The organism is Actinoplanes italicus (assembly GCF_003001815.1).
In the GTDB taxonomy this organism is placed as follows: Bacteria; Actinomycetota; Actinomycetes; order Mycobacteriales; family Micromonosporaceae; genus Actinoplanes; species Actinoplanes italicus.
The window spans coordinates 507,198-533,055 of sequence record NZ_PVMZ01000001.1; the positions used below are offsets into that span (position 1 = coordinate 507,198).

23 protein-coding genes are annotated in these 25,858 nt (G+C 69.6%); 12 read left to right on the forward strand and 11 right to left on the reverse strand.

Annotated features, from left to right (window positions below; translation table 11 throughout):
- Nucleotides 1-2 precede the first annotated feature (2 nt).
- From CLV67_RS02440 to CLV67_RS02455, 4 genes are read left to right on the forward strand one after another with little or no spacing between them, the layout of a single operon-like run.
- Nucleotides 3-881, forward strand: coding sequence for a sulfotransferase (locus tag CLV67_RS02440; protein ID WP_106315459.1), 879 nt, complete (start codon nucleotides 3-5; stop codon nucleotides 879-881).
- Nucleotides 878-2,380 carry a lipopolysaccharide biosynthesis protein gene (locus CLV67_RS02445; RefSeq protein WP_239166134.1) on the forward strand — a complete coding sequence of 501 codons (1,503 nt, stop codon included), beginning with the start codon at nucleotides 878-880 and terminating at the stop codon, nucleotides 2,378-2,380. The genes CLV67_RS02440 and CLV67_RS02445 overlap by 4 nt, the downstream gene beginning before the upstream one ends.
- Nucleotides 2,377-3,111: a methyltransferase domain-containing protein gene (locus CLV67_RS02450; RefSeq protein WP_106315460.1), complete on the forward strand. Its 735-nt coding sequence runs from the start codon at nucleotides 2,377-2,379 to the stop codon at nucleotides 3,109-3,111. Before CLV67_RS02445 ends, CLV67_RS02450 begins: the two co-directional genes overlap by 4 nt.
- On the forward strand, nucleotides 3,104-4,096 hold the full coding sequence (locus CLV67_RS02455) for a glycosyl hydrolase (RefSeq protein WP_106315461.1): 993 nt from the start codon (nucleotides 3,104-3,106) through the stop codon (nucleotides 4,094-4,096). Before CLV67_RS02450 ends, CLV67_RS02455 begins: the two co-directional genes overlap by 8 nt.
- Nucleotides 4,097-4,219: 123 nt before the next feature.
- Here the strand turns inward: CLV67_RS02455 and CLV67_RS02460 are convergent, their stop codons facing one another.
- Nucleotides 4,220-4,594 (reverse strand): VOC family protein, encoded by a 375-nt coding sequence (locus tag CLV67_RS02460; RefSeq protein ID WP_106315462.1) that lies wholly within the window; start codon nucleotides 4,592-4,594, stop codon nucleotides 4,220-4,222.
- Nucleotides 4,595-4,704: 110 nt separating this feature from the next.
- On the opposite strand from CLV67_RS02460, the gene CLV67_RS53090 reads away from it, so the two are divergent.
- Nucleotides 4,705-5,637: a DUF4262 domain-containing protein gene (locus CLV67_RS53090; protein ID WP_249037931.1), complete on the forward strand. Its 933-nt coding sequence runs from the start codon at nucleotides 4,705-4,707 to the stop codon at nucleotides 5,635-5,637.
- Between the two features lie 12 nt (nucleotides 5,638-5,649).
- Here the strand turns inward: CLV67_RS53090 and CLV67_RS53095 are convergent, their stop codons facing one another.
- On the reverse strand, nucleotides 5,650-6,645 hold the full coding sequence (locus CLV67_RS53095; RefSeq protein ID WP_239166132.1) for a WecB/TagA/CpsF family glycosyltransferase: 996 nt from the start codon (nucleotides 6,643-6,645) through the stop codon (nucleotides 5,650-5,652).
- Nucleotides 6,646-6,716: 71 nt separating this feature from the next.
- Here CLV67_RS53095 and CLV67_RS02485 point away from each other — a divergent pair, with 71 nt between their 5' ends.
- The 4 genes from CLV67_RS02485 to galT all read left to right on the forward strand — a co-directional run bounded on the left by CLV67_RS02485 (nucleotide 6,717) and on the right by galT (nucleotide 10,690).
- Nucleotides 6,717-7,808 carry a sulfotransferase gene (locus CLV67_RS02485; RefSeq protein WP_239166131.1) on the forward strand — a complete coding sequence of 364 codons (1,092 nt, stop codon included), beginning with the start codon at nucleotides 6,717-6,719 and terminating at the stop codon, nucleotides 7,806-7,808.
- Nucleotides 7,808-8,722 carry a glycosyltransferase family 2 protein gene (locus CLV67_RS02490; protein WP_106315464.1) on the forward strand — a complete coding sequence of 305 codons (915 nt, stop codon included), beginning with the start codon at nucleotides 7,808-7,810 and terminating at the stop codon, nucleotides 8,720-8,722. The genes CLV67_RS02485 and CLV67_RS02490 overlap by 1 nt, the downstream gene beginning before the upstream one ends.
- A 106-nt stretch (nucleotides 8,723-8,828) precedes the next feature.
- Entirely contained in the window at nucleotides 8,829-9,605 is a 777-nt protein-coding gene (locus CLV67_RS02495) for a DeoR/GlpR family DNA-binding transcription regulator (protein WP_106315465.1), read from the forward strand.
- Nucleotides 9,602-10,690, forward strand: coding sequence for a galactose-1-phosphate uridylyltransferase (gene galT / locus CLV67_RS02500; protein WP_106315466.1), 1,089 nt, complete (start codon nucleotides 9,602-9,604; stop codon nucleotides 10,688-10,690). Before CLV67_RS02495 ends, galT begins: the two co-directional genes overlap by 4 nt.
- A gap of 51 nt (nucleotides 10,691-10,741) precedes the next feature.
- Here galT and CLV67_RS51665 read toward each other — a convergent pair whose 3' ends face one another.
- The 3 genes from CLV67_RS51665 to CLV67_RS02515 all read right to left on the reverse strand — a co-directional run bounded on the left by CLV67_RS51665 (nucleotide 10,742) and on the right by CLV67_RS02515 (nucleotide 15,241).
- The gene (locus tag CLV67_RS51665) at nucleotides 10,742-11,113 is read right to left on the reverse strand and encodes a hypothetical protein (protein WP_170153727.1); all 372 of its coding nucleotides are present in this window, start codon (nucleotides 11,111-11,113) and stop codon (nucleotides 10,742-10,744) included.
- A 119-nt stretch (nucleotides 11,114-11,232) separates the two neighbouring features.
- A complete protein-coding gene (adhE, locus tag CLV67_RS02510) occupies nucleotides 11,233-13,830 on the reverse strand; it encodes a bifunctional acetaldehyde-CoA/alcohol dehydrogenase (RefSeq protein WP_106315467.1) in 2,598 nt (865 codons plus the stop codon).
- A gap of 193 nt (nucleotides 13,831-14,023) precedes the next feature.
- A complete protein-coding gene (locus CLV67_RS02515; RefSeq protein ID WP_106315468.1) occupies nucleotides 14,024-15,241 on the reverse strand; it encodes an NADP-dependent isocitrate dehydrogenase in 1,218 nt (405 codons plus the stop codon).
- 112 nt (nucleotides 15,242-15,353) lie between these two features.
- Between CLV67_RS02515 and CLV67_RS02520 the strand changes: the two genes are divergently transcribed.
- Both CLV67_RS02520 and CLV67_RS02525 read left to right on the forward strand, forming a co-directional pair.
- Nucleotides 15,354-15,641 (forward strand): hypothetical protein, encoded by a 288-nt coding sequence (locus CLV67_RS02520; RefSeq protein WP_106315469.1) that lies wholly within the window; start codon nucleotides 15,354-15,356, stop codon nucleotides 15,639-15,641.
- A 152-nt stretch (nucleotides 15,642-15,793) separates the two neighbouring features.
- The gene (locus CLV67_RS02525) at nucleotides 15,794-16,444 is read left to right on the forward strand and encodes a hypothetical protein (RefSeq protein WP_106315470.1); all 651 of its coding nucleotides are present in this window, start codon (nucleotides 15,794-15,796) and stop codon (nucleotides 16,442-16,444) included.
- Between the two features lie 218 nt (nucleotides 16,445-16,662).
- Here CLV67_RS02525 and mdh read toward each other — a convergent pair whose 3' ends face one another.
- Nucleotides 16,663-17,613, reverse strand: a complete 951-nt coding sequence (gene mdh, locus CLV67_RS02530) for a malate dehydrogenase (RefSeq protein ID WP_106315471.1) — start codon at nucleotides 17,611-17,613, stop codon at nucleotides 16,663-16,665.
- A 750-nt stretch (nucleotides 17,614-18,363) separates the two neighbouring features.
- Here mdh and CLV67_RS02535 point away from each other — a divergent pair.
- Nucleotides 18,364-19,224 (forward strand): DUF559 domain-containing protein, encoded by an 861-nt coding sequence (locus tag CLV67_RS02535; RefSeq protein WP_170153728.1) that lies wholly within the window; start codon nucleotides 18,364-18,366, stop codon nucleotides 19,222-19,224.
- A gap of 68 nt (nucleotides 19,225-19,292) precedes the next feature.
- Here the strand turns inward: CLV67_RS02535 and purH are convergent, their stop codons facing one another.
- From purH to sucC, 5 genes are all read right to left on the reverse strand, one after another.
- Nucleotides 19,293-20,861 (reverse strand): bifunctional phosphoribosylaminoimidazolecarboxamide formyltransferase/IMP cyclohydrolase, encoded by a 1,569-nt coding sequence (gene purH, locus CLV67_RS02540; RefSeq protein ID WP_106315473.1) that lies wholly within the window; start codon nucleotides 20,859-20,861, stop codon nucleotides 19,293-19,295.
- Nucleotides 20,858-21,475 (reverse strand): phosphoribosylglycinamide formyltransferase, encoded by a 618-nt coding sequence (gene purN, locus CLV67_RS02545; RefSeq protein WP_106315474.1) that lies wholly within the window; start codon nucleotides 21,473-21,475, stop codon nucleotides 20,858-20,860. Before purN ends, purH begins: the two co-directional genes overlap by 4 nt.
- 318 nt (nucleotides 21,476-21,793) lie before the next feature.
- Nucleotides 21,794-23,263, reverse strand: a complete 1,470-nt coding sequence (locus tag CLV67_RS02555) for a cell division protein PerM (protein WP_106315475.1) — start codon at nucleotides 23,261-23,263, stop codon at nucleotides 21,794-21,796.
- 106 nt (nucleotides 23,264-23,369) lie between these two features.
- The gene (sucD, locus tag CLV67_RS02560; RefSeq protein WP_106315476.1) at nucleotides 23,370-24,251 is read right to left on the reverse strand and encodes a succinate--CoA ligase subunit alpha; all 882 of its coding nucleotides are present in this window, start codon (nucleotides 24,249-24,251) and stop codon (nucleotides 23,370-23,372) included.
- 4 nt (nucleotides 24,252-24,255) lie between these two features.
- A complete protein-coding gene (sucC, locus tag CLV67_RS02565) occupies nucleotides 24,256-25,434 on the reverse strand; it encodes an ADP-forming succinate--CoA ligase subunit beta (RefSeq protein ID WP_106315477.1) in 1,179 nt (392 codons plus the stop codon).
- Between the last annotated feature and the right edge of the window lie 424 nt (nucleotides 25,435-25,858).

A 25,858-nucleotide genomic window follows, 5' to 3' on the forward strand; every position in this document is an offset into this window, starting at 1 on the left:
TCATGCGTGTACGCAATCTGCCGGCCCCGGTGAAGCGGGTCGTGCACCTGGGCTCGCGCTCGTACGGACGGCTCACCGCAGAGAGCCGGATGCTGCCGTCTTTCCTGATCTGCGGCGGGCAGCGCTGCGGCACCACCTCGCTGTACCGCGCGCTTGCGGCACATCCGGTGGTGCTCAAGGCGGTGCTGCACAAGGGCGTGCACTACTTCGACACGTCGTACGACCGGGGTGCGGGCTGGTATCGCGGTCACTTCCCGACGCTGCGCAGCGCGGAACGGATCGGCGAGAAGTACGGGGTCCGCGCGCAGACGTTCGAGTCGAGTCCGTACTACATGTACCACCCGCAGGCCGCCGCCCGGATCGCGCGCGATCTTCCGTACGCCAAACTCGTGGTCCTGGTCCGTGACCCGGTGGAACGCGCCTACTCGCAGCACCACCACGAGGTGGCCCGTGCCTACGAGTCGGAGCAGGACTTCGGGGCGGCGCTGACCCTGGAGCCGGCCCGGCTGCACCGCCAGGAGGAACGGCTCGCGCTCGACCCCACCTATTACAGCTTCGCCCACCAGCATCACGCGTACCGGGCCCGTGGCGAATACGCCCGATACCTGAGCGTGATGGCCCAGCATGTCGGCCGCGAGCGGATCCACGTGGTGGAGAGCGAGCGGTTCTTCAGCGAGCCGGAGGCCGTGTACGACGAGGTGTGCGGGTTCCTCGGGCTGCCCGTGGGACTCGACCACCCGGCGTTCGAACGGCACAACGCCCGTCCGCGGCAGGCGGAGATGGACCCCGGGCTGCGTCGTGACCTGAGCGAGTACTACCGGCCGCACGACGAGGCGCTGGCCGGCTGGCTGGGGCACACCCCGGTGTGGCGCCGCGGGTGACGGCGACTGCTGCACCGCTGGACCCGGCTCGCGAGACCCGGGGTGCGGCCCGCGGCGGACTGGCCAACATGGCCGGTTCGGTGCTGGCCGGCGGCACCGGGATCGCGGTCACCTGGATCGTGGCGCGAGCGCTCGGACCGGAGGAGGCGGGTGCCTTCTTCGCCGCGACGGCCGCGTTCGTGCTGGTCGGCGGCTTGGCGAAGCTGGGCACCGCTACCGGGCTGGTCTACTGGCCGGCCCGGCTGCGTGCCACCGGACAGGACCGTCTGCTGGGCGCCTGCCTGCGTGCCGGTATCCCTCCGGTGGTGGTGTTCTCGCTGGTGCTGGCGGTCGTAATGTGGCTGGCCGCGCCGTGGATCGCCCAGCTGACGGCCGGTGAGTCGCCGCACGTGATCGGCCGGCACACCACCGGCCTCCGGGTGCTTGCCGTCTTCGTCCCGTTGCAGGCGCTGACCGACGTGCTGCTCACGGTGACCCGTGGCTACCGGAGTATGCGGCCGACCGTGCTGCTGGACCGGGTGCTGCGCAGCGGGCTGCAGCTGCTGGCGGTCGGCGCGGCCGGGGTCGCCGCGATGTGGGCCACGGCCTCCCTGCCGGTGTTCGCGCTGGCCTGGGCCGCCCCGTACCTGCCCGTCGTGGTGCTCGCCGCCTTCGCGACGCGGAGGGCGTACCGCACCGGGTTGGATCCCTCCGCGACCACCCGGAGCGAACGACGGCGGGTGAGCCGGGATTTCTGGGTCTTCACCGCCCCGAGGGCGGTCGCCGCGGTCGCCCAGCTGGCGCTGCAGCGGGTGGACGTGCTGCTCGTGGCAGCTCTGGGCGGACTGGCGCCGGCCGCGGTCTACGCGGTGGGCGGCCGGTTCGTGGTGCTGATCCAGTTCGCCAACCAGGGCCTGTCGCAGTCGGTGCAGCCGCGGCTCGCCGAGGCGCTCAGCACCGGCGACCATGCGGCCGCCAAGCGGCTCTACCAGACCGCGACAGGCTGGCTGGTGCTGGTGACCTGGCCGATCTGCCTGCTGGTGATCGCGTTCGCGCCGCGCTATCTGGCCCTGTTCGGCGAGGGCTACGCCGCCGGGGCGCCGGTGGTGCTGGTGCTGGCCGCCGCGATGCTGCTGGCGACCGGATGCGGGATGGTCGACATGGTGCTGGCGATGGCCGGCCGCACCTCGGCGAACCTCGGCAACGTGCTGACCGCCCTGGTCGTCACGATCGGGCTGGACGTGCTGCTGATCCCGCGGTGGGGCGCGCTCGGCGCCGCGATCGGGCTGGCCGGGGCGATGGTGGTGAACAACCTGCTGCCGCTGGCGCAGGTCTACCGGAGCACCCGCCTGCACCCATTCGGACGCGGCACCCTGCTGGGTGCGCTGCTGGCGGTGGCCTGTTTCGGATTTGTCGTTGTTTTTCCGGCCGCGCTGGTGGTCGCCGTCCCGGCCTATGCCGCCGGCGTCTGGCTGCTGCGCGGACCGCTGACGCTCGGCGCATTTAGGAGGAAGTCTTGACCAGCGATTACACCGAGGTGTTCCAGGACACCGAGGCGGTCGAGAAGTACGAGACCGTGACGTACGCCCCGGACAGCTACGCGTCGCGGATCAACGACCGGCAACGGGAGTACCTGCGGTCCCTGGTGCGCCGCGAGTTCACCGAGAACCCGCCGGTGCACCACGACTTCGCCTGCGGCACCGGACGGGCGATCCGCGCGCTGCACGGCCTGGTCCGGGAGGCTCACGGATACGACACGTCGGCCGAGATGATGGCGAAGGCGGCCGAGGTCGGATCCCGCGCGTACTGGCACCGGGTGGCCGGGGAGGGTCCCGTGCCGCAGCCGGTGGCCGCCGGCTTCCCGGCCGTCGTCACGATCTTCCGGCTTCTGCTCAACGTGGACGACAGCATCCGCGACCGGGCGCTCGCGTTCGCCGCCAAGGTGCTGCCGCACCGCGGATCCGGGGTGCTCGTGGTGGAGAACCACGGCAACGCCGGCTCGGTGCGGCACCTGCGGGCACGACGGCACGACGGCGAGCGCTGGTTCGCCGAGCTCTCCCACGAGCAGGTCGAGAAGCTGCTGGCCCGGCACGGTTTCGAAATCGTGGAGCGGCGCGGTTTCTCGATGCTCACCCCGTCGCTGCACGACAGCCGGGTGGCGCGGATCGCCGACGCGGCGGCCCGCAGGCTGCCCGGCAGCGACGGGTACGCGGTGAACGTCCTCTACACCGCCCGGCGCGTCCATGCGTAGGTTCCTGCCGGCGCTCCTCGCGGCGCTTCTTCTGGCCGGCTGCTGGTCGAACGACCGCGACGAACCGGCACCGCAGCCGTCGCCCGACCTGTCCGCTCCACCGCGCGCGGTGGCGATCAACCCGGGACCGTTCGAGGCGGGGCCGTACCAGCCGCCCAAGCGCGGTGCGCTCTTCGGCGCCTGGATCAAGCCCGAGGAGCTGACCCATGTGGGACGGCTCACCGCGGTCGCGGCGCTGGAACAGTCGATGGACCGCAAGCTCGACTTCATCAACACGTACCGCCGGTTCGAGCAGATGATGGGCACGCCCTCGGACGAGGCGTTCCTGGCCGACGGCGCGTCCCTGATGATCAGTTGGGCGACCGGCGACAACCGGTCCATCCTGGCCGGTGAGCATGACGATCTGATCCGTAAGCAGGCGGTCGCGATCCGGAAGATCAAGAAGCCGGTGCTGCTGCGGATGCGCTGGGAGATGGACCGGCCCAACCTGCAGGCCACCATGTGGTCCGGCGAGGACTACATCGCCGCCTGGCGGTACGTCCGCAAGATCTTCCAGCAGGAGAAGACCGAGAACGTGTCCTGGGTGTGGTGTCCCACCGCCGAGGGCTTCATCCGTGGCGACGCTCCGGCGTTCTACCCCGGCGACGACCAGGTCGACTGGACCTGCGTGGACGTCTACGCCGGGTTCGAGTTCAAGCCGATCGGGCAGCTGATGGGACCGTTCCTGGAGTGGGCCGCGCAGCGACCGAAACCGATCGTGATCGGCGAGTTCGGCGTGGCCAAGGCGTGGGGTTCGGAGTCGCGGGCCGCCTGGATCAAGGACGCCGAGCGGACCTTCAAGGCGAACAAGCAGATCAAGGCGGTCGCCTACTTCGAGTCGGACCCGGAGGGCAACGGGCCCAATCAGCAGTTCCAGCTGACCGGCGACAAGCGTGCGTTCCGGGCCTTCCAGCGGCTGGTCAAGGACCCGTACTTCAACCGCTGAGCCGGCTCTTCAACTTTCGCCGTCAGGCGCTGAGCCGGCTCTTCAACTTTCGGCCGTCAGGCGCTGAGCCGGCTCTTCAGCTTTCGCCGTCAGGCGCTGAGCCGGCTCTTCAGCTTTCGGCCGTCAGCCGCTGAGGCGCTCGAGGAACTCCAGGCGGTTGCCATGGCCGTCGGCCGAGTAGAGCCGCCGGTGGCCCGGGAAGTGGGGATCCCACACGACCGGGTGGCCGGCGGCCTCGAGCGTGGCCGCCAGCGCGTCGAGGTCGCTGATCAGCACGCCGGGGTGCGACTTGCGAGCCGGGACGAAGTCGGGGACCGGCGACAGGTGCACCTCCCAGCCGCCCGCGCGGAACCAGCAGCCACCACGGGCGGCCAGCACCGGCGGCTTGACGATCTCGGCCATGCCGAGCACACCGCTGTAGAAGGCCCGGGCCGCACCTTCCCCGCCCGGCGGGATCAGCAGTTGCACATGGTGCAGGTCATCGATTCGAAACCCCATGCCAAAACTTTAACAGTACGATCGTACGGTTAGCCAGGCTCCGAAAATTGTCGTACGTGTGTTCCATAGTGAGCTCAGTCAGCCAGGCGGAGCCCAACGGGGGTGTCACGATGTCCTACCTCGACGACTTCTTCGACGAGCAGAGCGAGATCATCGAAAAGTTCGGCTGGGCCGTCGTGCACGTGGTCCCGACCGAGGACGACCCTCCCGACACGGTTCCGTTCGCCTACACGGTCGGCCTGACCGGGTACGGCTTTCCCGAGCTGGTCATCGCCGGGCTGCCACCGGAGACCGGGCACGTGCTGCTCAACGAGATGGCCGGGCGGGTCTGTGACGAGGGGCTGCTGCTGCGGCACGGGCACCGGATCCGCGGGCTGCTCGAGGGGCAGGACGTGCGGGTGGTCGGCGGCGAGATCTCCGAGGTGCTGTTCCCTGGCGCGGCGCTGATGCGTTACGGGGACGGGCGGGTCCGGCTGCTGCAGCTCACCTGGCCCGACCCGAAGGATCGGTTCCCGTGGCAGAGCGGCTACGACTCGGGCGACTACCCGCAGCCGACCATCGGGGCGATGCTCGTGCGGACCGGTCTGCGGTGCACGACGTTCCGCGGCGTCCCGGGCCCTCGATCGCGGCGGACCCGCGCCCGCGGCAGTTCCGGCTCCAGCTTTGGCGGCTCCGGCTTTGGCGGCTCCGGCTTTAGGGACTCCGGGGGCCCGGGTGACTCCAGCAGCTCCGGCGGCCCAGGTGGCTTCGGCGGCTTCGGTGACTCCGGCGACTCGGGCGACTTCGGCGGCCCAGGTGGCTTCGGCGGCTTCGGTGACTCCGGCGACTCGGGCGACTTCGGCGGCCCAGGTGGCTTCGGCGGCTTCGGTGACTCCGGCGACTCGGGCGACTTCGGCGGCCCAGGTGGCTTCGGCGGCTTCGGTGACTCCGGCGACTCGGGCGACTTCGGCGGCCCAGGTGGCTTCGGCGGCTTCGGTGACTCCGGCGACTCGGGCGACTTCGGCGGCCCAGGTGGCTTCGGCGGTGAGGGCGGTCAGCCTTGAGCCGGCCCCGCTTCAGCGGCGGCGGGCGCGGGCCAGCAGGCGCAGGGCGTATGGGGCGTCGTGCCGCAGGTAGCGCCCGGCCAGGCGACGGGGCTCGACGCCGAGGCGGTGCGCCCATTCCAGGCCGGTGCGCTGCATCCAGCGTGGGGCCCGCTCGATGTCGCCGGCGACGAAGTTGACGGCGGCACCGCAACCGACGAACCATGCGCCGGGCAGATAGGGCCGCAGACGCTCGATGACCAACTCCTGCTTGGGGAAGCCGAGCCCCACGAAGACCATGTCCGGTTCGGCGGCGACGACCTCGTCGCAGAGGGCACCGTATGCGCCCTCGTCCTCCTCGAAGCCGAACGGCGGACTGAGCGTGCCCGCGATCCGCAGTCCGGGACATTCTCTGGCCAGCCGGGTGGCGGCCCTCATCGCACCGTCCCGGATGCCCTTGACCCCACCCACCTTCACCGTGCCGCCGCTCCGCCCGGCCGCGCCACCTCCGACCCCGGCCGTGGCGCCTCCGACCCCGGCCGCGGCGCCTCCGACCCCGGCCGTCGCGCTCTTGATCCCGGCCGCGGCACTCTTGGTCCCGGCCGTCCTGACCGTGCCGCGTCCGGCTTCGGCCGTCCGGATCGCAGCGCTCTTGGCCCCCTTCAACGCGCCGCTCGCGATCGGGGTTCCGCCGATCACGAAGATGGAGCGGGCGTCGCGGCCGAGACCCTCCGAGAGCGACCAGATCAGGCTGCTGCCGGCAACCCGCTCGGGCAGCGGCGCACCCCCGAGACGGCTGGCCCAGATCAGCGGCATGCCGTCGGCGACGATCAGATCGGCGTCGTCGAGGTGCCGCCGGACCGAGGGGTCGGCGGAGGCCCGGCGCAGGATGTCGACGTTGGGGGTGATGATCCGGCCACCCCGGCCATAGGCCAGCGACTCCCGGACCACGGCCACGACCTCGTCCTCGGTGATGCGGTCGATACCGGTCCCATCCAGGTCTACACGGTCGAAAGCCTCGATAGTCACCTAACGCCTCCTTCTGCCTGCTTCACTCGTTACCAGAGCGAAACGAGCGAAGGCGAGCCAAAGTGGCACAAGTGCTTTTTCTGGGTGGATTAGGACGAAGTGGAACAACGCTCGTCGAACGCCTGCTCGGTGAGCTCCCCGGGATGTGCGCGCTCGGCGAGGTCGTCCACCTGTGGCAACGCGATGTCCGCGACGACGAGCGATGCGGCTGCGGCTCGCGGTTCTCCGGCTGCACCTTCTGGCGCCGGGTCGGTGACCTGGCCTTCAACGGCTGGACGAACGTCGATGTGGACCGGGTGCACGCCCTGCGCGACACGGTCGAACGGACCCGGCACATCCCCCGCCTCGCCACCGCCGGTTCCGCACCGGCCGAGGTGCGTGAATACGCCTCCTACTACGCCCGGGTCTACGCCGCGGCCGCCGAGGTGGCCGGCGCCCGGGTGGTGATCGACTCCTCCAAGCACTCGGCCCTCGCCCACGTGCTGCGCTGGGCCGACGACATCGACCTCCGGGTCGTGCACGTGGTGCGGGACGCCCGCGGCGTGGCGTACTCGTGGACCAAGAAGGTCACCCGCCCGGAGACCGACGGCACCGACGAGATGACCCGCTACTCCCCCGGCCGCTCGGCATTGCTCTGGAACGCGCACAACGCCGCCTTCGGCCTGCTCGCCCGGTGCGGCGTGCCGGTCCGGCGGATCCGCTACGAGGAGTTCCTCACAGACCCGCGGGTCGGCCTCATCCGGCTCGCCGACTTCGCGGGCGTCAAGCTGCACCCCGAGGATCTCGAGTTCCTCCGCAACGGGCACGCCGACCTGCGTGTCGGGCACAGCGCGGCCGGCAACCCTATGCGCTTCACGGTCGGCCGGCTACCGCTGCGCCGCGACGACGCCTGGGTCCGGGCCCTGCCCAGCGCACAACGCCGGCTGGTCGGCGCGGTCTGCGGGCCGATGCTCCGGGCGTACGGCTATCCGCTCAACGTCGCTCCGGAACCGCTCTACGTCACATCGGACCCGCTCAACGTCCCATCGGACGCGCTCAACAACCCACCGGACCCGCTCAACGTCACATCGGACGCGCTCAACAACCCACCGGACCCGCTCAACATCGCACCGGACCCGCTCAACGTCACATCGGACCCGCTCAACATCGCATCGGAGGCGTGATGAACTGGCCGTCCGTCGGGGTCGTCATCCCCACCCGGAACCGCCCGGAACTGGTCCGCCGGGCGATCGCCGCGGTACGCGAGCAGCGTTACCCGGGTGAACTGAAGGTCGTGGTGGTCTACGACCAGACCGAGCCCGACTACCTGCTCGCCTCGACTGACGGCGTGCCGGTGCTGGTGCTCACCAACTGGCGGTCCTCAGGCCTGGCCGGCGCGCGCAACACCGGCCTGCTCGCGCTCGACACCGAACTGATGGCGTTCTGCGACGACGACGACCAGTGGCTTCCCGACAAGCTGCGCCGCCAGGTCGCCGCGCTGCTGGCCGAGCCGGAGGCCGAGTTCGCCACGTGCGCGATCGAGGTCGAGTACGAGGGCCGCTGCACCCCGAGACTGGCCGGGCGCCCCCGGGTGACCGTCGCCGACCTGGCCCGTTCCCGGATGTCGATGCTGCACTCCTCGTCGTTCCTGATCCGCCGGGAGGCGCTGGACCCGGAGCGGATCGGCCTGGTCGCCGAGGACGCGCCCGGTAGTCAGAACGAGGATTGGGATCTTCTGCTCAGGGCGGCCCGCCGCGCGCCGATCGTTCATCTGGACGAGCCACTGGTCCGGGTGCTCTGGGGACGGACCTCGCACTACGCGTACGAGTACGCCACCAAGATCTCGTCGCTGCGCTGGATGATGCAGCGGCACCCGGAGATCAGCGGCTGCCGGCCGGGCGCGGCCCGGGTCTACGGCCAGCTCGCGTGCTGGTCGGCGGCGTCCGGCAACCGGAGCGCGGCCTGGCGTTACACCCGGGAGGCGGTTCGGGCGAACTGGCGCGAACCGCGCACCGCGATCGCGCTGGCGGCGATGACGGGGGCCGTGAAGGTGGAGAACGTTCTTTCAGCGCTGCACAAACGCGGCCGGGGTATCTGAACTCACCCTTTCAAACCGACCCGATCACAGGGTACCGTTCGGATGTGTTCGAATTAGTGCGGTATAACGACTTGGGCCGGCTCATCGACCTGGACCGGCACAGCTGATGCTGGCACAGCAGAGACAGGCCGCGATCCTCGACCGGGTCCGTGCCGCCGGAGGTGTCCGGGTCACCGAGCTCGCCACCGAGTTCGCCGTCTCCGACATGACCATCCGCCGCGATCTGGAGGCGCTCGCCGAACGCGGCCTGCTGGCGAAGGTACATGGCGGCGCGACCACCGTCAGTCCCGGATCGGCGCACGAGCCGGGTTTCACCGCCAAGTCGGTGCGCGAGCGCGGGGAGAAGGCGGCCATCGCGATGCGCGCCGCGGCCCTGGTCTCGCCCGGCGACGCCATCGCGCTCTCAGCCGGCACCACCACCGCCGAGCTGGCCCAGCGCCTCGTCGACGTCCCGGCGCTGACCGTGGTGACGAACTCGATACCGGTCGCCGACGTGTTCTACCGGGGCGGACGGGCCGACCAGACCGTGGTGCTGACCGGCGGTACCCGTACACCCTCCGATGCCCTCGTCGGCCCCGTGGCGGTCGCCGCCATCGGCACGTTGCACCTGGACATGCTCTTCCTCGGGGTGCACGGGATGAGTGAGCGGGCCGGTTACACCACGCCGAATCTGATGGAGGCCGACGTCAACCGGGCCCTGGTGGAGGCGGCCGAGCGTCTCGTCGTGCTCGCCGACCACACCAAGTGGGGCACCGTCGGCATCTCCTCGATCGTGCCGCTGTCCCGCGCCCACGTCCTGATCACCGATGACGGGCTGGACGACGACGCGCGCGAACTCCTCTCGGAAACCGTTCCTGAACTCGTGGTGGTGAACTCGCAGTGACCCCGACCCGGTCGGCTGTCCGTCTCTCCGACGGCCGTGAGCTGATCTATTTCGACGAATCCCCGGGTAGCGGCCGCGCGGGCTTCCCCGACACCCGGCAGCTGCCGCCGCCACCGCCGGCCTCCCAGCTGCGCCACGACCCGCTGACCGACGAGTGGATCGCGGTCGCCGCCCACCGCAACACCCGCACGTTCCTGCCGCCGTCGGACGCGTGCCCGCTCTGCCCGACCAGCGAGCGGTTCGCCAGCGAGATCCCGGCGCCCGGCTACGACGTCGTGGTCTTCGAGAACCAGTTCCCGTCGTTCAGCGACCGGATCGTGCCGGACGAGATCACCCAGGTCACCGACCTGGTGCCGGTGCGACCGGGCCTCGGCCGGTGCGAGGTCGTCTGCTTCACCAGCGATCACGACGCCGCCTTCGGCTCACTTCCGCCGTCGCGTGTGCGTACCGTCGTCGATGCACTTGCCGACCGCACCGCGGAACTCTCCGGCCTGCCCGGTGTCGCGCAGGTCTTCCCGTTCGAGAACCGGGGCGTCGAGATCGGCGTGACGCTGCACCACCCGCACGGGCAGATCTACGCGTACCCGACAGTGACGCCGAAGACGGCGGCCTACCTGCGCGCCGCCGCGCGGCACGCCGAGAAGACCGGTGGGCGCAACCTCTACGCCGACGTCCTCGCGGCCGAGCAGGAGGCGAAGGTACGGGTGATCGCCGCCAACGAGCACTGGACGGCGTATGTGCCGGCCGCCGCCCGCTGGCCGTTCGAGGTCCACGTGGCGCCGCACCGGCAGGTGCCCGACCTGCCCGCGCTGTCCGACGCGGAACGCGACGCGTTCGGCCCGCTCTACCTCGATGTGCTGCGCCGCTTCGACGGGCTGTTCGGCAAGCCGATGCCGTACATCTCGGCCTGGCACCAGGCGGTCGTCGGTGAGGGCCGCGAGCTGGGCTACCTGCATCTGCAGCTGTTCAGCATCCGCCGCGCCGCGGACAAGCTGAAGTACCTGGCCGGGTCGGAGTCGGCGATGGGCGCCTTCGTCAACGACATCGTCCCGGAGGCCGCGGCGCAGCGGCTGCGCGACATCTGAGAACGACGACAGGGCCGGTTCTCGGCCGGCCCTGTCGTCGTGTAGCTCTCGCTACAGCTGCTGCTCGTCGACGGTCAGGGTCTCGCCCTCGACGACCGTGTAGACCTGTGCCTCGGCCCTGTCGAGCGTGCGGGGCGACCACTGGCCGCCGGTGTGGACGTCGAACGCGAGAAGGTACCCGCCGCTCGGCAGGCTGACTTCGTAGTGGCCGGTGGTGTCCGTCCACAGATGGGTCCAGACGTCGCTGCCGTCGCCGACCCACACACTGATCATGGAATCCGCGACCGGTGCGCCGGTGACTGTGGTGAAGGTGCCCTCCAGGACGCCGGTGCCGGACGCGGCCGCGGGCGCGGCGAGCGATCCGGCGGCGAGCAGTCCGGTGGCCGCGGCCAGGGCGAGACGCCCGAGAAGTGATCTGGTCATGATTTCCCCCGTGGAAATAGATTGATCAATCCACAGAGGATCATAGACGCAGATGCATCGAGGGGGAGCCCGGGACAGGGCTCCCCCTCGACTGTCGAACGAATCACCTGGTCCGCGGGTTACGACCCGTAGTAGGCGTTCCTCATGATCCGCTTCATGTCCTCGAGCATCGGCATCCGCGGGTTGGCCGGCGCGCACTGGTCGAGGTAGGCGTTCATCGCCTGCTGCGGCAGTGCCTCGATGAACTCCTGCTCCTCCACGCCGGCGCCCTTGAACGACGACGGGATCCCGGCCGCCTCCCTCAATTTCTCCACAGCCTGGGCGTACGATTCGACGCCCTGCTCGGGGGTCTCGGCGGGCAGGCCCAGATGCCGTGCGATCTCCTGGAACCGCTCCGGCGCGATGTACCGCTCGTACTTCGGCCAGCTGTTCAGCTTCGCCGGAACGGTGCCGTTGTGCCGGATCACGTGCGGCAGCAGAATCGCGTTGGTCCGGCCGTGCGCCACGTGGAAGGTGGCCCCCAGGGTGTGTGCCATGGCGTGCACGATGCCGAGGAACGCGTTGCCGAACGACATACCGGCGATCGTCCCGGCGTTGTGCATCTTCTCCCTGGCGATCGGGTCGTCGGCGCCCTGTTTCACCGCCCGTTCCAGGTTCTCGAAGATCAGCTTGATCGCGTGGAGGGCCAGGCCGTCGGTGAAGTCGCTCGCGTAGACCGAGACGTACGCCTCGGTGGCGTGGGTCAGCGCGTCGAAGCCACTGTCCGCGGTAACCACCGGCGGCAGGTCCTTGGTCAGGTGCGGGTCGATGATCGCCACGCTCGGGGTGAGCGCGTAGTCGGCCAGCGGGTACTTCTGACCGGTCGCCGTGTCGGTGATCACCGCGAACGGGGTGACCTCGGCGCCGGTGCCCGACGTCGTCGGCACGCAGACCAGCTGTGCCAGGTTGCCCAGCGTCGGGAATTTGAAGGCGCGTTTGCGTACGTCGAAGAACTTCTCCTTCATGTCCGCGAAGTCGACGTCCGGGTGCTCGTAGAGCAGCCACATCACCTTCGCGGCGTCCATCGGCGAACCACCGCCGAGCGCGATGATGGTGTCCGGGCCGAACGAGCGCATCAGCTCGGCGCCACCACGCACCGTCTCGATGCTGGGCTCCGGCTCCACCCCGTCGATGATCTGGATGGTCACCGGCTCCGGGCGCTCGCGCAGCACGTTGCTGATCCTGTCCACGTACCCGAGCTTGGTCATGGTGTGGTCGGTGACGATGGTGACCCGCTTGACGCCCGGCATGTCCCGGAAGTAGCGGATGGCGTGCGGCTCGAAGTACATCTTCGCGGGCACCTTGAACCACTGCATGTTGTTCGTCCTACGGCCGATGCGCTTGATGTTGAGCAGGTTGAGGGCCGACACGTTGTCGGACACCGAGGTGTGCCCGTAACTGCCGCACCCCAGCGTGAGGGACGGCCGGAACCCGTTGTAGATGTCGCCGATGCCACCCTGCGAGGCCGGCGCGTTCCAGATGATCCGGACCGCCTTCATCCGCTTGCCGAAGCGCTCGGAGAGCTCGGCGTCCCTGGCGTGCACGACCGCGCTGTGGCCGAGACCGTGGAATTCCACCATCTGCTCGGCGTACCGGATGCCCTGCTCCTCGTCGTCGGCCTTGATGACGGCAAGAACCGGGCAGAGCTTCTCCCGGCTCAGCGGCTCGGCCGGGCCGACCTCGCCGATCTCGGCCAGCAGGATCGAGGTGTCCTCGGGCACGCTGAAACCGGCCTGCTCGGCGATCCAGGCCGGCGACTGGCCGACCACCGCGGCATTGAGCTTCTCGCCCACGCAGTCCTTGCCCTCGCCGTCCGGCGGGAAGATGAAGTCCTGCAGGAGCTTCTTCTCCTTGGCCGTCACCACGTAGGCGTGCAGGCGCTTGAACTCCTTCAGCGCCTGGGACGCGATCTTCCGGTCCAGGATGACGGCCTGCTCGGAGGCGCAGATCATGCCGTTGTCGAACGTCTTCGAGAGCACGATGTCGTGAGCGGCGCGGACCACATCGGCGGACGGGTGGACGTACGCTGGAACGTTGCCGGCGCCGACACCGAGCGCCGGCTTGCCGGTCGAGTAGGCGGCCCGGACCATCGCGTTCCCGCCGGTGGCCAGGATCGTGGCGACACCCGGGTGGTTCATCAGAGCGGCGGTCGCATCGAGTGAGGGCTGCTCGATCCACTGGACGCAGTTCGCCGGGGCGCCGGCCGCGATCGCCGCGTCGCGCACCACCCGGGCCGCGGCCGAGCTGCACTGCTGGGCGTTCGGGTGGAAGGCGAAGACAATCGGGTTACGGGTCTTCAGCGCCAGCAACGCCTTGAAGATCGTGGTGGAGGTCGGATTGGTGACCGGGGTGACCGCGCAGACCACACCGACCGGGTCGGCGATCTCGGTGATGCCATTGACGTCGTCGCGGTGGATCACGCCGACCGTCTTCATCCCGGCCATGCTGTTCGTGACGTGCTCACAGGCGAAGATGTTCTTGACGGCCTTGTCCTCGAAGACCCCGCGTCCGGTCTCCTCGACCGCCAGCCTGGCCAGTTCGCCGTGCTTGTCGAGCGCGGCCACCGATGCTTTCCCGACGATGTAGTCGATCTGTTCCTGGGTGAAGTCGGCGTAGGCGTTCAAAGCCCTCTGCGCGTTCTGCACCAGCAGGCCGATCGTCGCTTCCAGCTCGCCCACGGTTCGTACCTCCTCATTTCGATCCGCGGTGATCCCGCAATCTCAGTCTTCGTCAGACGACGGACCGCGCTTACCGCGTAAAGACACCGGTACTCGGGACCAAGGTCCCGAAGCGGGCGATCCGCGGTGATCGAAAGGAGTGAAACGCCAGAACCCGCCGGCTGAGAGCCGGCGGGTTCTGGGGTAAGACGGATCAGGCGCCGAGCTTGCGCGCCAGGTTCTCGTCGAGCGCGTTCATGAACTCGTCGGTCGACAGCCACGGGGCGTCCCGGCCGATGAGCAGCGCGAGGTCCTTGGTCATCTGACCGCCCTCGACGGTCTCGATGCAGACCCGCTCCAGCTTCTCGGCGAACTCGGTCACCTCGGGGGTGCCGTCCAGCTTGCCGCGGTGCTTGAGGCCACCGGTCCAGGCGAAGATCGAGGCGATCGGGTTGGTGCTGGTCTTCTCGCCCTTCTGCCACTGCCGGTAGTGCCGGGTGACCGTGCCGTGGGCGGCCTCGGCCTCGACGGTCTGGCCGTCCGGGGTCATCAGGACCGAGGTCATCAGGCCGAGCGAGCCGAAGCCCTGCGCCACGGTGTCGGACTGCACGTCACCGTCGTAGTTCTTGCAGGCCCAGACGTAGCCACCCTCCCACTTGAGCGCGGCGGCGACCATGTCGTCGATCAGCCGGTGCTCGTAGGTGATGCCGGCCGACTTGAACTGGTCGGCGAACTCGGTCTCGAAGATCTCGGCGAACAGATCCTTGAACCGGCCGTCGTACGCCTTCAGGATCGTGTTCTTGGTCGAGAGGTAGACCGGGTAGTTGCGGGCCAGGCCGTACCGGAACGAGGCGCGCGCGAAGTCGCGGATCGACTCGTCGAAGTTGTACATCGCCATGCCGACGCCACCGGCCGGGAAGTCCGCGACGTGGAACTCCAGCGGCTCGGAGCCGTCCTCCGGCGTGAAGGTGACGGTGAACTTGCCGGCCTTCGGCGCGACGAAGTCGGTCGCCTTGTACTGGTCACCGTGGGCGTGCCGGCCGATGATGATCGGCTTGGTCCAGCCCGGTACCAGGCGGGGTACGTTCTTCATGATGATCGGCTCGCGGAACACCACGCCGCCGAGGATGTTGCGGATGGTGCCGTTCGGCGACCGCCACATCTTCTTCAGGCCGAACTCGTCGACCCGCGCCTCGTCCGGCGTGATCGTGGCGCACTTGACGCCCACACCGTGCCGCTTGATGGCGTTGGCCGAGTCGATCGTCACCTGGTCGTCGGTCTCGTCCCGGTACTGGATCGACAGGTCGTAGTACTCGAGGTTCACATCGAGGTACGGCAGGATCAGCTGCTCACGAATCTGCTTCCAGATGATCCGGGTCATCTCGTCGCCGTCGATCTCAACGACCGGGTTCTTGACCTTGATTTTCGCCATCGGCCGGCGCTCCTCTCCCGAAACACACGCTTAGCAGTACGAGCGTACTGCCCACCCACCGAAGATCGCCGGGCGGCCCCGTACGACTGGCCGCCCTCTACCATCCCAGGGAATGAAGATCCGGCGCGCGGATAAGCACTACGAACCCCGCCACGGCGGTACGGGAGATCGACTCGCCGGTGTCGCTCCTGTTGCCGTCGTCACCATCGGTATCGCCGTGTCACTCGTCACCAGCTTCCTTTTCCGGGACGACGTCGCCCTCGCCGCCGAACACGTCGTCGGCGACCGACCGGCGGCTCTCGTCCTGGCCGGCTGGTCCTTCGTCGCCGTCACCGTCATCGTCATCGTCGTTTCGGTCGTCTCGCTGGCCGTCGTCCTCACCTTCGGCGGCGTTCCCTGACATCCTCGCCTTCGGCGGCGTTCCCTGACACCCTCGCCTTTTGGCGGCGTTCCCTGACACCCTCGCCTTTTGGCGGCGTTCCCTGACACCCTCGCCTTTTGGCGGCGTCCCTGGCACCCTCGCCTTTTGGCGGCGTTCCCTAACATCGAGCGATGGTCACCAATCGCTCCCGTCGCCGGCAGCCGGCGCGCACGGGGAACCAGCGCGGCGGCAAGTCGAAAGCCCGCCGGGCACCGGTCATACGCCCGGTCGCTCCGCCGCCGCGTCCGGCCGAGCCCTCGTCGCGCGCGACGGCACTGGGATTCCTGCTCGTGGCCGTCGGCGGCACGGCGTACTTCGTGCTGTTCGCCTACCAGGAGTCCTCGGCACGCGGCTGGGTCGACGGCATGCGCGCGCTCACCGGCGGCCGGTCGTGGGCCATGACGATCGCCGGGTGGCTGACCATCATCGCCATCTTCGGCCTCGCCTGGGCACTGATCCTGCTCCGCAAGCGGATCCACCGGAACTGGCTGTGGGCCATCGGCGTGGTGATCGCCGCCCTGTTGCCCACGGTTCTGGCGCTCATCCCCTACCAGGGGCACTACATCGTGCACCTGATCAGCGGGCCGGGCGGTGGCGCGTTCGTCACCGGGATGCGCTGGGCGAGCGCGGCCGGGTTCATCCCGTTCGTCGTGGTGCCGTTTGTGGTGCTCAACGAAAATCTCAAACGCCGATTCGGTACGGAGGAACTGCGCGGCAAGACAGCCGCCCTCGTCGTCCTCTTCGCGATCGTCACCCTGATCTCCGCCCTCGTGTCAGCGTGACCGTCGCCCTTTTGCGGCCCTCTTGCCGGCCTCTTGTGCCGGGCCCCTTGCGCCAGCCATCGTGCTAGCCCCTTGCGCCGGTCCCTTGCGCCGGTCCTTTGCGCCGGTCCTTTTGCCGGCCGCCCTGCACCGGCTCTCCTGCCGGCATGTCCGCCGGACTTCTGCGGGCATGAAGACGGCCGGGGCAGCGTGCCCCGGCCGTCTTCGACGAAACGGGATCAGAGACCCGCGACGTCCGCCTGCTTGGCGCGGACCGCCTCGGCGGCCTCCTTCAAACCGGCCAGCTCGGAGTCGGTGAGCTTGTCCTCGACGACCTTGCGGATACCGGTCGCACCCAGCTCGGCCTCGACGCCCAGGTAGACACCGGAGATGCCGTACTCGCCGTCGACCCACGCGCAGACCGGGACGACCTCGCCCGAGTCCTCGGCCACGGCCTTCGCCATGCGGGCGGCGGCAGCCGACGGGGCGTAGTACGCCGAACCCGTCTTCAGCAGCGCGACCACCTCGGCGCCACCGTTGCGGGTCCGAACCACCAGCTCCTCGATCTTGTCGGCCGGGAGCAGGTCGGACAGCGGCTTGCCGTCGACCGTGCAGCGCGACGGGACCGGAACCATGGTGTCGCCGTGCGAGCCCAGGGTCAGCGCCTTCACACTCTTGACCGGGACGTTCAGCTCCTCGGCGATGAAGTTGGTGAAGCGGGCGGTGTCGAGCACACCGGCCTGGCCGAACACCTGGTTCTTCGGGAACTGGGTGGCGAGCTGTGCCAGCGCGGTCATCTCGTCCACCGGGTTCGAGACCACGATGACGACGGCGTTCGGCGCGTACTTCTTGATGTTCTCCGCCACCTGGCGAACGATCTTGGCGTTGACCTCGAGCAGGTCCATCCGGCTCATGCCCGGCTTACGCGGCAGACCGGCGGTCACCACGACCACGTCGGAGCCCTCGATGGCCTCGTAGCCCTCGCCGTTCGGCCCGGTGCTCGCGCCGATGACCTTGGTCTCGTAGCCCTCGATCGCACGGGCCTGGTTGAGGTCGAGCGCCAGGCCGGCGGGCTTGCCCTCGATGATGTCGGTGAGAACCACCGTCTCGAAGATGTCGTACTCGGCGAGACGCTGCGCGGTCGTGGACCCGTAGAAACCGGCGCCTACGACGGTTACCTTCTTGCCCATAGCTCTGCTCTCCCAGTGTCCGGGCGATTTTTCGCGACCGTATCAGCCGGTTAACGCACGATTACCGGCCGGTCCGTTGAACGGGACCTAAGCCACTGAAGCCGACCTCAATGATCATGACGGATGGCGCCCCTCAACCACAGCCGCTTCCCCATTCAGCCTCACCCGATAACCACTCCACCCCATCCTCAACCCCCACGCCCCTCCCCAGCCAGCCCCACCTCCAGCCCCCTTCCCCACCCCACGCACCCATCCCCAGCCAGCCCAGACACCCAGCCCTGGCCCGCGCACCCATCCCGACGCAACTCGATCGGCCAGCCCTGCCCCGCGCACCTGTCCACAGCCAACCCGATCACCCAGCCCCGGCCCGCGCACCTCTCCCCAGGTAGTCGATCGGTGCGCCCCGGCCCGCGCACCCTTCTCCAGGCGACTCGATCGCCCAGCCCCAGCCCGCACACCCTTCTGCGCCTGGGAAGCAGCCATTCCCCAGAGCCCGCCTCCAAAAAGCGGCCTAGATGATCGTCCAGCTCAGCGATAGCGCGGTTTCCTCGCAGCACGGCTGCGGCAACACCGTTCGGCCGGCTTGTCAAGCTTGTCCACACCAGCGCTCTGTCCACAGGCACATCGGCTCGCGGCCGCGATCCGAACCATGCTGAGCCGATGCCGCGCCCACCGACGATCCCCACGCCACTCCGCAACCAGCCGTTCCACGGCTCGACCGCAATCCGGGACGGCCTGATCACCAGAGCGATGCTCCGCAGCCCGATCTGGCAACGACTGATGCACGACGTGTATGCACACCGCGACACCGACATGGATCACCTGGCCTGGTGTCGAGCCGTCGCACTGATCCTGCCGCCGGGCGCGGCGATCGGAGGCCTCAGCGCGGCACGTCTGTGGGGCGTCGAAACGGAGGGGACGCAGGTGTCAGTGGCTCTGCCCCGTGATCGCTGGCTACGCGAGGACGACCGGCTGCAAACACATCACACGACTCTCACACCGGACGACGTGACGACCGTCGACGGCATCCCGGTGACCACACCGGAGCGCACCGCCTTCGACACCGGCCGACGCCTGCGGCGCGCGGACGCACTGGTCGTCCTGGATGCGATGCTCCACCGCCATCTGCTCCACCGAGAACGGCTCCAGCCAATGATCGTGCAACGTTTCTCCTGGCCAGGCATCACGCAGCTGACGGCCCTGACCCGCTTGGCGGACCCGCGCGCCGAGTCTCCGATGGAGTCCCACATTCGTCTGCTGCTCCACGATGCCCGCCTGCCACCTCCGGTGCCTCAGTTCGAGATCCGGGACACCGCCGATCGCTTCCTGGGCCGCGCCGATCTGGCCTGGCCGGACTCCGCACTGGTCGTCGAGTACGACGGCGACCACCATCGCGACCGGCAACAGTTCCGCCGTGACGTGGCCAGGCTGAACGCCTTCCGAATGGCCGGCTGGACGGTGCTCCGTTTCACCGCCGACGACGTGTTCCGAAACGCGGAACGAGTCGCCGCCACCGTCTCAGCCGCCCTGACCGAGGCATCCAACGATCACCGTCAGCCACCCCGAAAGACGCCGGCCAAGGCACCCGATCCTCGTCGGCAGATGCAATGAAAGATGCTGGAACGCACAGCGGCGGCCGACCGCCCGCAGGCTGCCGACCGCCGCTGAACGCGAACGGATCAGTGGTAGAAGTGGCGAGTCCCGGTCAGGTAGACGGTCAGGCCGGCCGCCGCCGCGGCCTCGATGACCTGTTCGTCGCGGATCGAACCGCCCGGCTGGACGACGGCCTTCACGCCGGCCTCGATCAGCACCTGCAGCCCGTCCGGGAACGGGAAGAACGCGTCGGACGCCGCCACGCTGCCGGCCGCCCGCTCGGCGCCGGCCCGGTTGACGGCGAGGTGCGCCGAGTCGACCCGGTTGACCTGGCCCATGCCGACACCGACGGTTGCGCCGTCGCGAGCGAGCAGGATGGCGTTGCTCTTGACCCCCCGCACGGCACGCCAGGCGAAGACGAGGTCGGCCAGGTCGGCGCCGGAGAGCGCCTCGCCGGTGGCCAGCGTCCAGTTGGCCGGGTCGTCACCGGTCGCGTCGACCCGGTCCGCGGTCTGCACCAGCACACCACCGCTGACCTGCTTGATCTCGGTGGCGGGCGGGTTCCACGCGGGGGCGGCGAGCACCCGGAGCTTCTTCTTCGCCCGGAAGACCTCCAGCGCCTCGGGGGCGTAGGAGGGCGCCACGATCGCCTCGGTGAGGATGCCGTCGAGCTGCTTGGCCAGGTCGAGCGTCACCTCCTGGTTGACCGCGATCACGCCGCCGTACGCGGAGAGCGGGTCGCAGGCGTGGGCCTTGCGGTGTGCCTCGGCGACGTCGGCGCCGATCGCGATGCCGCACGGATTGGCGTGCTTGATGATCGCCACACACGGCTCGGTGAAGTCGTTGGCGCTGCGCCAGGCGGCGTCCGCGTCGACGTAGTTGTTGAACGACAGCTCGCCACCGTGCAGCAGCTCGGCCTGGGCCAGGCCGGCGGGCGCGTCCTGGTCGAGGTAGAGCGCTGCCTTCTGGTGCGGGTTCTCGCCGTACCGCAGGGTGTTCTCGAGGCGCAGCGCGAGCCCGTCGAACTCCGGCCATTCGGGTGCCGACGAGGCCAGCGCGGTCGCGGTCCAGCGGGCGACGGCCACGTCGTACTCCGCGATGTCCGCGAAGGCCCGGGCGGCCAGCGCGCGCCGCTGGGCCAGCGAGAATCCGCCTTCGGCAAGGGCGGAGACGATCAGCGGGTACGCCGAGACGGCCGTGACGACCGCAACGGACGCGTGGTTCTTGGCAGCGGAGCGGACCATGGCCGGCCCACCGATGTCGATCTTCGCGATGCAGTCCTCGACACCCGCGCCCGAGGCGACCGTCTCGGTGAACGGGTAGAGGTTGCTGACCAGCAGGTCGAACGGCTCGATGCCCAGCTCGGCGAGCTCCTCGACGTGGCTGTCCAGCCGCAGGTCGGCGAGCAGACCGGCGTGCACCTTCGGGTGCAGCGTCTTGACCCGGTCACTGAGGATCTCGGGGAAGCCGGTCAGGTCCTCGACCCGGGTCACCGGCACGCCGGCCTTCTCCACGGTCGACGCGGTCGAACCGGTGGAGACGATCTGCACGCCGGCCGCGTGCAGCGCCTGCGCCAGCTCGACGATGCCGTCCTTGTACCAGACGCTCAGCAGCGCCCGCTTGATCGGGCGGCGCCCCTCGGCAGCGGAACTCACGGAATCCGTACCTTTCTGTCCTCGATGGTCCAGCCGTCCCGGACCAGGCGGCCGACGTACTCGACCAGCTGTGCCCGCTCGGCCACCTTGATGCGCTCGGTGAGGGTCTCCTCCGTGTCGTCGTCGAGCACGGAAACCACGGTCTGCGCGATGATCGGCCCGGTGTCGACACCGGCGTCCACGAAGAAGAGCGTCGCTCCGGCGACCTTGACGCCGTACGCCAGTGCGTCGCGCGGCCCGTGGATGCCGGGGAAGGCGGGAAGCAGCGCATTGTGCGTGTTGATGTAGCGATCGCCGAACGCGTCCAGGAACTGTTTGCCGACGAGCTTCAGGAATCCGGCCGAGATCACCAGATCGGGCCTGTGCTCGGCGACGTGCTCGGTGAGCGCGGCGTCCCAGTCGTCGCGGGTCGGGTAGGCCTTCACCGAGTCGACGAACGTGGGGATTCCGGCGGCCGTGGCGTGGTCCAGTCCGGCGATCCCGTCCCGGTCGGCGCCGACGGCGACCACGACGGCCCCGTACGCCGGATCGGCGGTCGCTTCGAGAAGTGCCTGCAGGTTGCTGCCCGATCCGGAGATGAGGACGACCAGGCGGGCGGGCGCGGGGTCAGTCACCTGTGCACCCTATCCGGGCGTTTACCCGCCCGGACACGGCGGGGCTCAGCCCTGGCGGAAAGCTCACGCGGCAGAGCTGGGCCGCGGCGGATGTCCCGGAAACGGTGGACGCAACCCCGGAGGAAAGGCGAAGACACGGCGCGGTGGACGAAGCACCGCGGTGTGAAAGGCGAAGACACCGCGCGGTAGGCGAAGCACCGCGGCGTGAAAGGCGAAGACACCGCGCGGTAGACGAAGCACCGCGGCGTGAAAGGCGAAGACACCGCGCGGTAGACGAAGCACCGCGGCGTGAAAGGCGAAGACGCCGCGGGCCGGCGCTCAGCCGCGGCGGAAAGCGCGCGTCGCCGCCGCACCCAGGCTGACGGAGACCGCGACCACGATCGCCGCCACGATGCCGGTCTGCAGCGGGTCGGGGCCGATGTCGGACAGCCGGCCGGAGCCCAGCGCGCCGCCGGAGGCCCACGCGAGCACGGCCATCAGCAGGCCGGCCACCGGGCCTGCGAACAGGCTCGACGTCACCACCAGCAGCCAGGACGGCTCCGGGTCGGCAGCCGCGTTCTTGCCCTTGCGGCGGGTGGCCCGCCAGGCGCTGTCGCGGCCGAAACGCAACCGCTGGGTGAGCGTCCACCCGGCCACCGCACCGGCGATCACCGGCAGGGCGAGCAGGGTCGTGCCGGCGGCGCCCATCGGGCCTTCGGGCAAGCCCGCGATCAACGGCAGCATGGGCGGCGCTCCGAGGGTGACCTCGGTCAGCCGGACGATCGTGTCGACGCCCAGCGCGAACCCCGGCCCGAGCAGGTAGGCCGCCACCCAGATCGAGGCGTTCACCGCGTACCCGATGCTGATCAGGGTGATGCCGGCCTGGCCCGCCACGCCGGTCTGGTAGTTGGCGATGATCTCCGCGGCCTGTGCGCCGCCGAGCGCGACCGCGAGGCCACCGATCACCGCGCCGGCGCCGACGATCAGGAACGCGGCGACGAGCCCCGTCCGGATGCCGTGCCGCAGGAACGGTGGCGTCCGCCGGGCGATGGTGGCGACGGCACCGGTGCCACGCAGGGCGCCGACCAGGGCTCCGAGGACCCCGAGGACGAAGAAGTGCGACGCGGCGCGTCCGGTGGAGATCTCGGTGCCGCGGCCATCGGTCAGCTCCGCGGCGAGAACCCCGACCAGGGTGTACGCCGAACCGACCGCCACAGCGGCGAGGAGCGCCCGCGGGACCGACCCGGAGTGCCGGGCCCCGATGGCACGGGTGACGTGCAGTCCGGCCCGGTTGAGCCGCCAGACGATCAGCACCGTGAGCAGGAGTGGCGCCAGCGCGAGCGGCCCGATCGAGGTGCCGATCGGCACGCCGTGGCCGAGCAGCCAGCCGGCCAGCCCGGCGTGCGCGGCGCCGGTCAGGCCCCCGGCGCCCTCGAGTGTGCGTGCCAGGCCTATCACGGCGGCCACCGGCAGATAGGTCAGCAGGGTCGCCCACACGGTGGCGAACAGTGCCGCCACCAGCAGCGGAGCGCGCTTCACCTGCGGCGGGCGGCGCTGCGTGGGCACCCGGACGGTCTCGCGCCGGCCGAGCATCGCGTCATCGACGACGACGGTGTCGCGCCGGTCTTCCTCGGGTGGGGTGTCCCGGTCCTGCTCGTCGGGGCGAATGGCCTCGGTGTGCTGCCCCTCGGGGGCCTCGGCCGGTCTCTGCCGCTCGACGGCGGCGGTGTCACGCACCACGGACTGCAGCGACTCGGCGACCGCGAACGGGTCCTCCGAGCCGCCGGTACGGTCGGTTGTGCGGGACATCGCGCCTACTTTTCCATGCCGTGGCCACTGCGGCGAGGCAGATAGGACGGCGCGCCGCCGATCGGGTCGCTCCCCGATCGGCGGCGCGCCGTACTCACAGCGGTGCTCAGCTCAAGATGTCGCGCATGAGCTGGGCGGTCTCGGACGGCGTCTTGCCGACCTTGACGCCGGCCGCCTCGAGCGCGACCTTCTTGGCGTCGGCGGTGCCGGCCGAGCCGGAGATGATGGCGCCGGCGTGGCCCATCGTCTTTCCGGGCGGCGCGGTGAAGCCGGCGATGTAGCCGACCACCGGCTTGGTGACGTTGGCCTTGATGAACTCGGCGGCCCGCTCCTCGGCGTCACCACCGATCTCACCGATCATGACGATCGCGTCGGTCTCCGGGTCCTCCTGGAAGGCCTTCAGCGCGTCGATGTGGGTGGTGCCGATGATCGGGTCACCGCCGATGCCGACCGCGGTGGAGAAGCCGAACTCGCGCAGCTCGTACATGAGCTGGTAGGTCAGGGTGCCGCTCTTGCTGACCAGGCCGATCCGGCCCTGCGGGGTGATGTCGGCCGGGATGATGCCGGCGTTGGAGGCGCCGGGCGACGCGATGCCGGGGCAGTTCGGACCGATGATCCGGGTCTTCTCGCCCTTGGCCACGTTGTACGCCCAGAACGCCGCCGAGTCCTGCACCGGCACGCCCTCGGTGATCACCACGGCGAGCGGGATCTCGGCGTCGATCGCCTCGACGACCGCGGCCTTGGTGAACGCCGGCGGCACGAAGATGACCGACACGTCGGCGCCGGTCTCGGCGATAGCCTCGGCGACGGTGGCGAAGACAGGCAGCTCGGTGCCGTCGAAGTCCACCTTGGTGCCGGCCTTGCGCGGGTTGACACCGCCTACTACCTGGGTGCCCGCGGCGAGCATCCGCTTGGTGTGCTTGGAGCCCTCACCACCGGTGATGCCCTGGACGATGACCTTGGAGTCCTTGGTGAGCCAGATCGCCATTAGTTCACTTCCCCGCAGCCGCGAGCTCGGCGGCACGCTGGGCCGCTCCGTCCATCGTGTCCACCCGCTCGACCAGCGGGTTGTTCGCTCCGTCGAGGATGGCACGGCCGGCCTCGGCGTTGTTGCCGTCGAGGCGGACCACGAGCGGCTTGGTGACGGTCTCGCCGCGCTGGGTGAGCAGCTCCAGGGCCTGGATGATGCCGTTCGCCACCGCGTCGCAGGCGGTGATGCCGCCGAAGACGTTGACGAAAACGGACTTCACGGCCGGGTCGCCGAGGACGATCTCCAGGCCGTTCGCCATCACCTGGGCGCTGGCGCCACCACCGATGTCGAGGAAGTTGGCCGGCTTGACGCCGCCGTGGCTCTCACCCGCGTACGCCACCACGTCCAGGGTCGACATGACCAGACCGGCGCCGTTACCGATGATGCCGACCTCACCGTCGAGCTTGACGTAGTTGAGGCCCTTCTCCTTGGCTGCCTGCTCCAGCGGGTCGACCGCGGACTTGTCCTCGAGCGCCTCGTGGTCGGGGTGCCGGAAGCCGGCGTTCTCGTCCAGCGTGACCTTCGCGTCGAGCGCCAGCACGCGGCCGTCGCCCACCTTGGCCAGCGGGTTGACCTCGACCAGCGTGGCGTCCTCGGCGACGAACGCCGCCCACAGCTTGACGGCGATGTCGACGACCTGGTCGGCGACCTCGGCCGGGAACTTGGCGGCGGTCACGATCTCGCGCGCCTTGGCCTCGTCGACGCCCTTGCTCGCGTCGATCGCGATCTTGGCGACCCGGTCCGGGTCCTCCTCGGCGACCGTCTCGATCTCCATACCACCGGCGACGCTGGCGATGCAGAGGAACGTACGGTTGGCCCGGTCCAGCAGGTAGGAGAAGTAGTACTCCTCCACGATGTCGGCCGTCTCGGCCAGCATCACCTTGTGGACCGTGTGGCCCTTGATGTCCATGCCCAGGATGTCGGTCGCGCGGGCCTCGGCCTCGTCCGCGCCGTCGGCCAGCTTGACGCCGCCGGCCTTACCGCGGCCACCGACCTTGACCTGCGCCTTGACGACGACCTTGCCACCGAGGCGCTCGGCGATCGCCCGGGCCTCCTGCGGGGTCTCGGCGACACCGCCGCCCAGCACGGGCAGCCCGTGCCGTTCGAACAGGTCGCGCCCCTGATACTCGAACAGGTCCACGTGTCTCCTTTCGCTCGCGACGCCAAGCGCCGGCAAGCCGCACCATTGCGTCCCGACCTGTGTGCGCGGGGCAGCGCGGCGCGCCGCCAGCGTGAGGATCGTCCGGCCTTTCACATGTGCGAAACGGCCTTCATCCGCAGAGTAGCGACCTGAACGGCCTCGGTGAGCGCGCGGGTGCACGGTGTGCAAGACCACACACTGGAGTGACGAAACCGCAGGTCCGGGACGGTTGAGACGACTGAGCGACGTGTGACCACAGAGAACTCACTTCAACGTCGGGTGGCGATGTGGTGGCGCATGTCGCTCTCCGCCGCCGGTACGGAAAAAGTCACACGAGCGCGCGTAACCCGTCCGCGGGGGTGTCGTTGAGTGTGGTGTCGGAGCGCTACGGCGCCTCGCAAGGAAGACGGCCGATGCCCTGTCG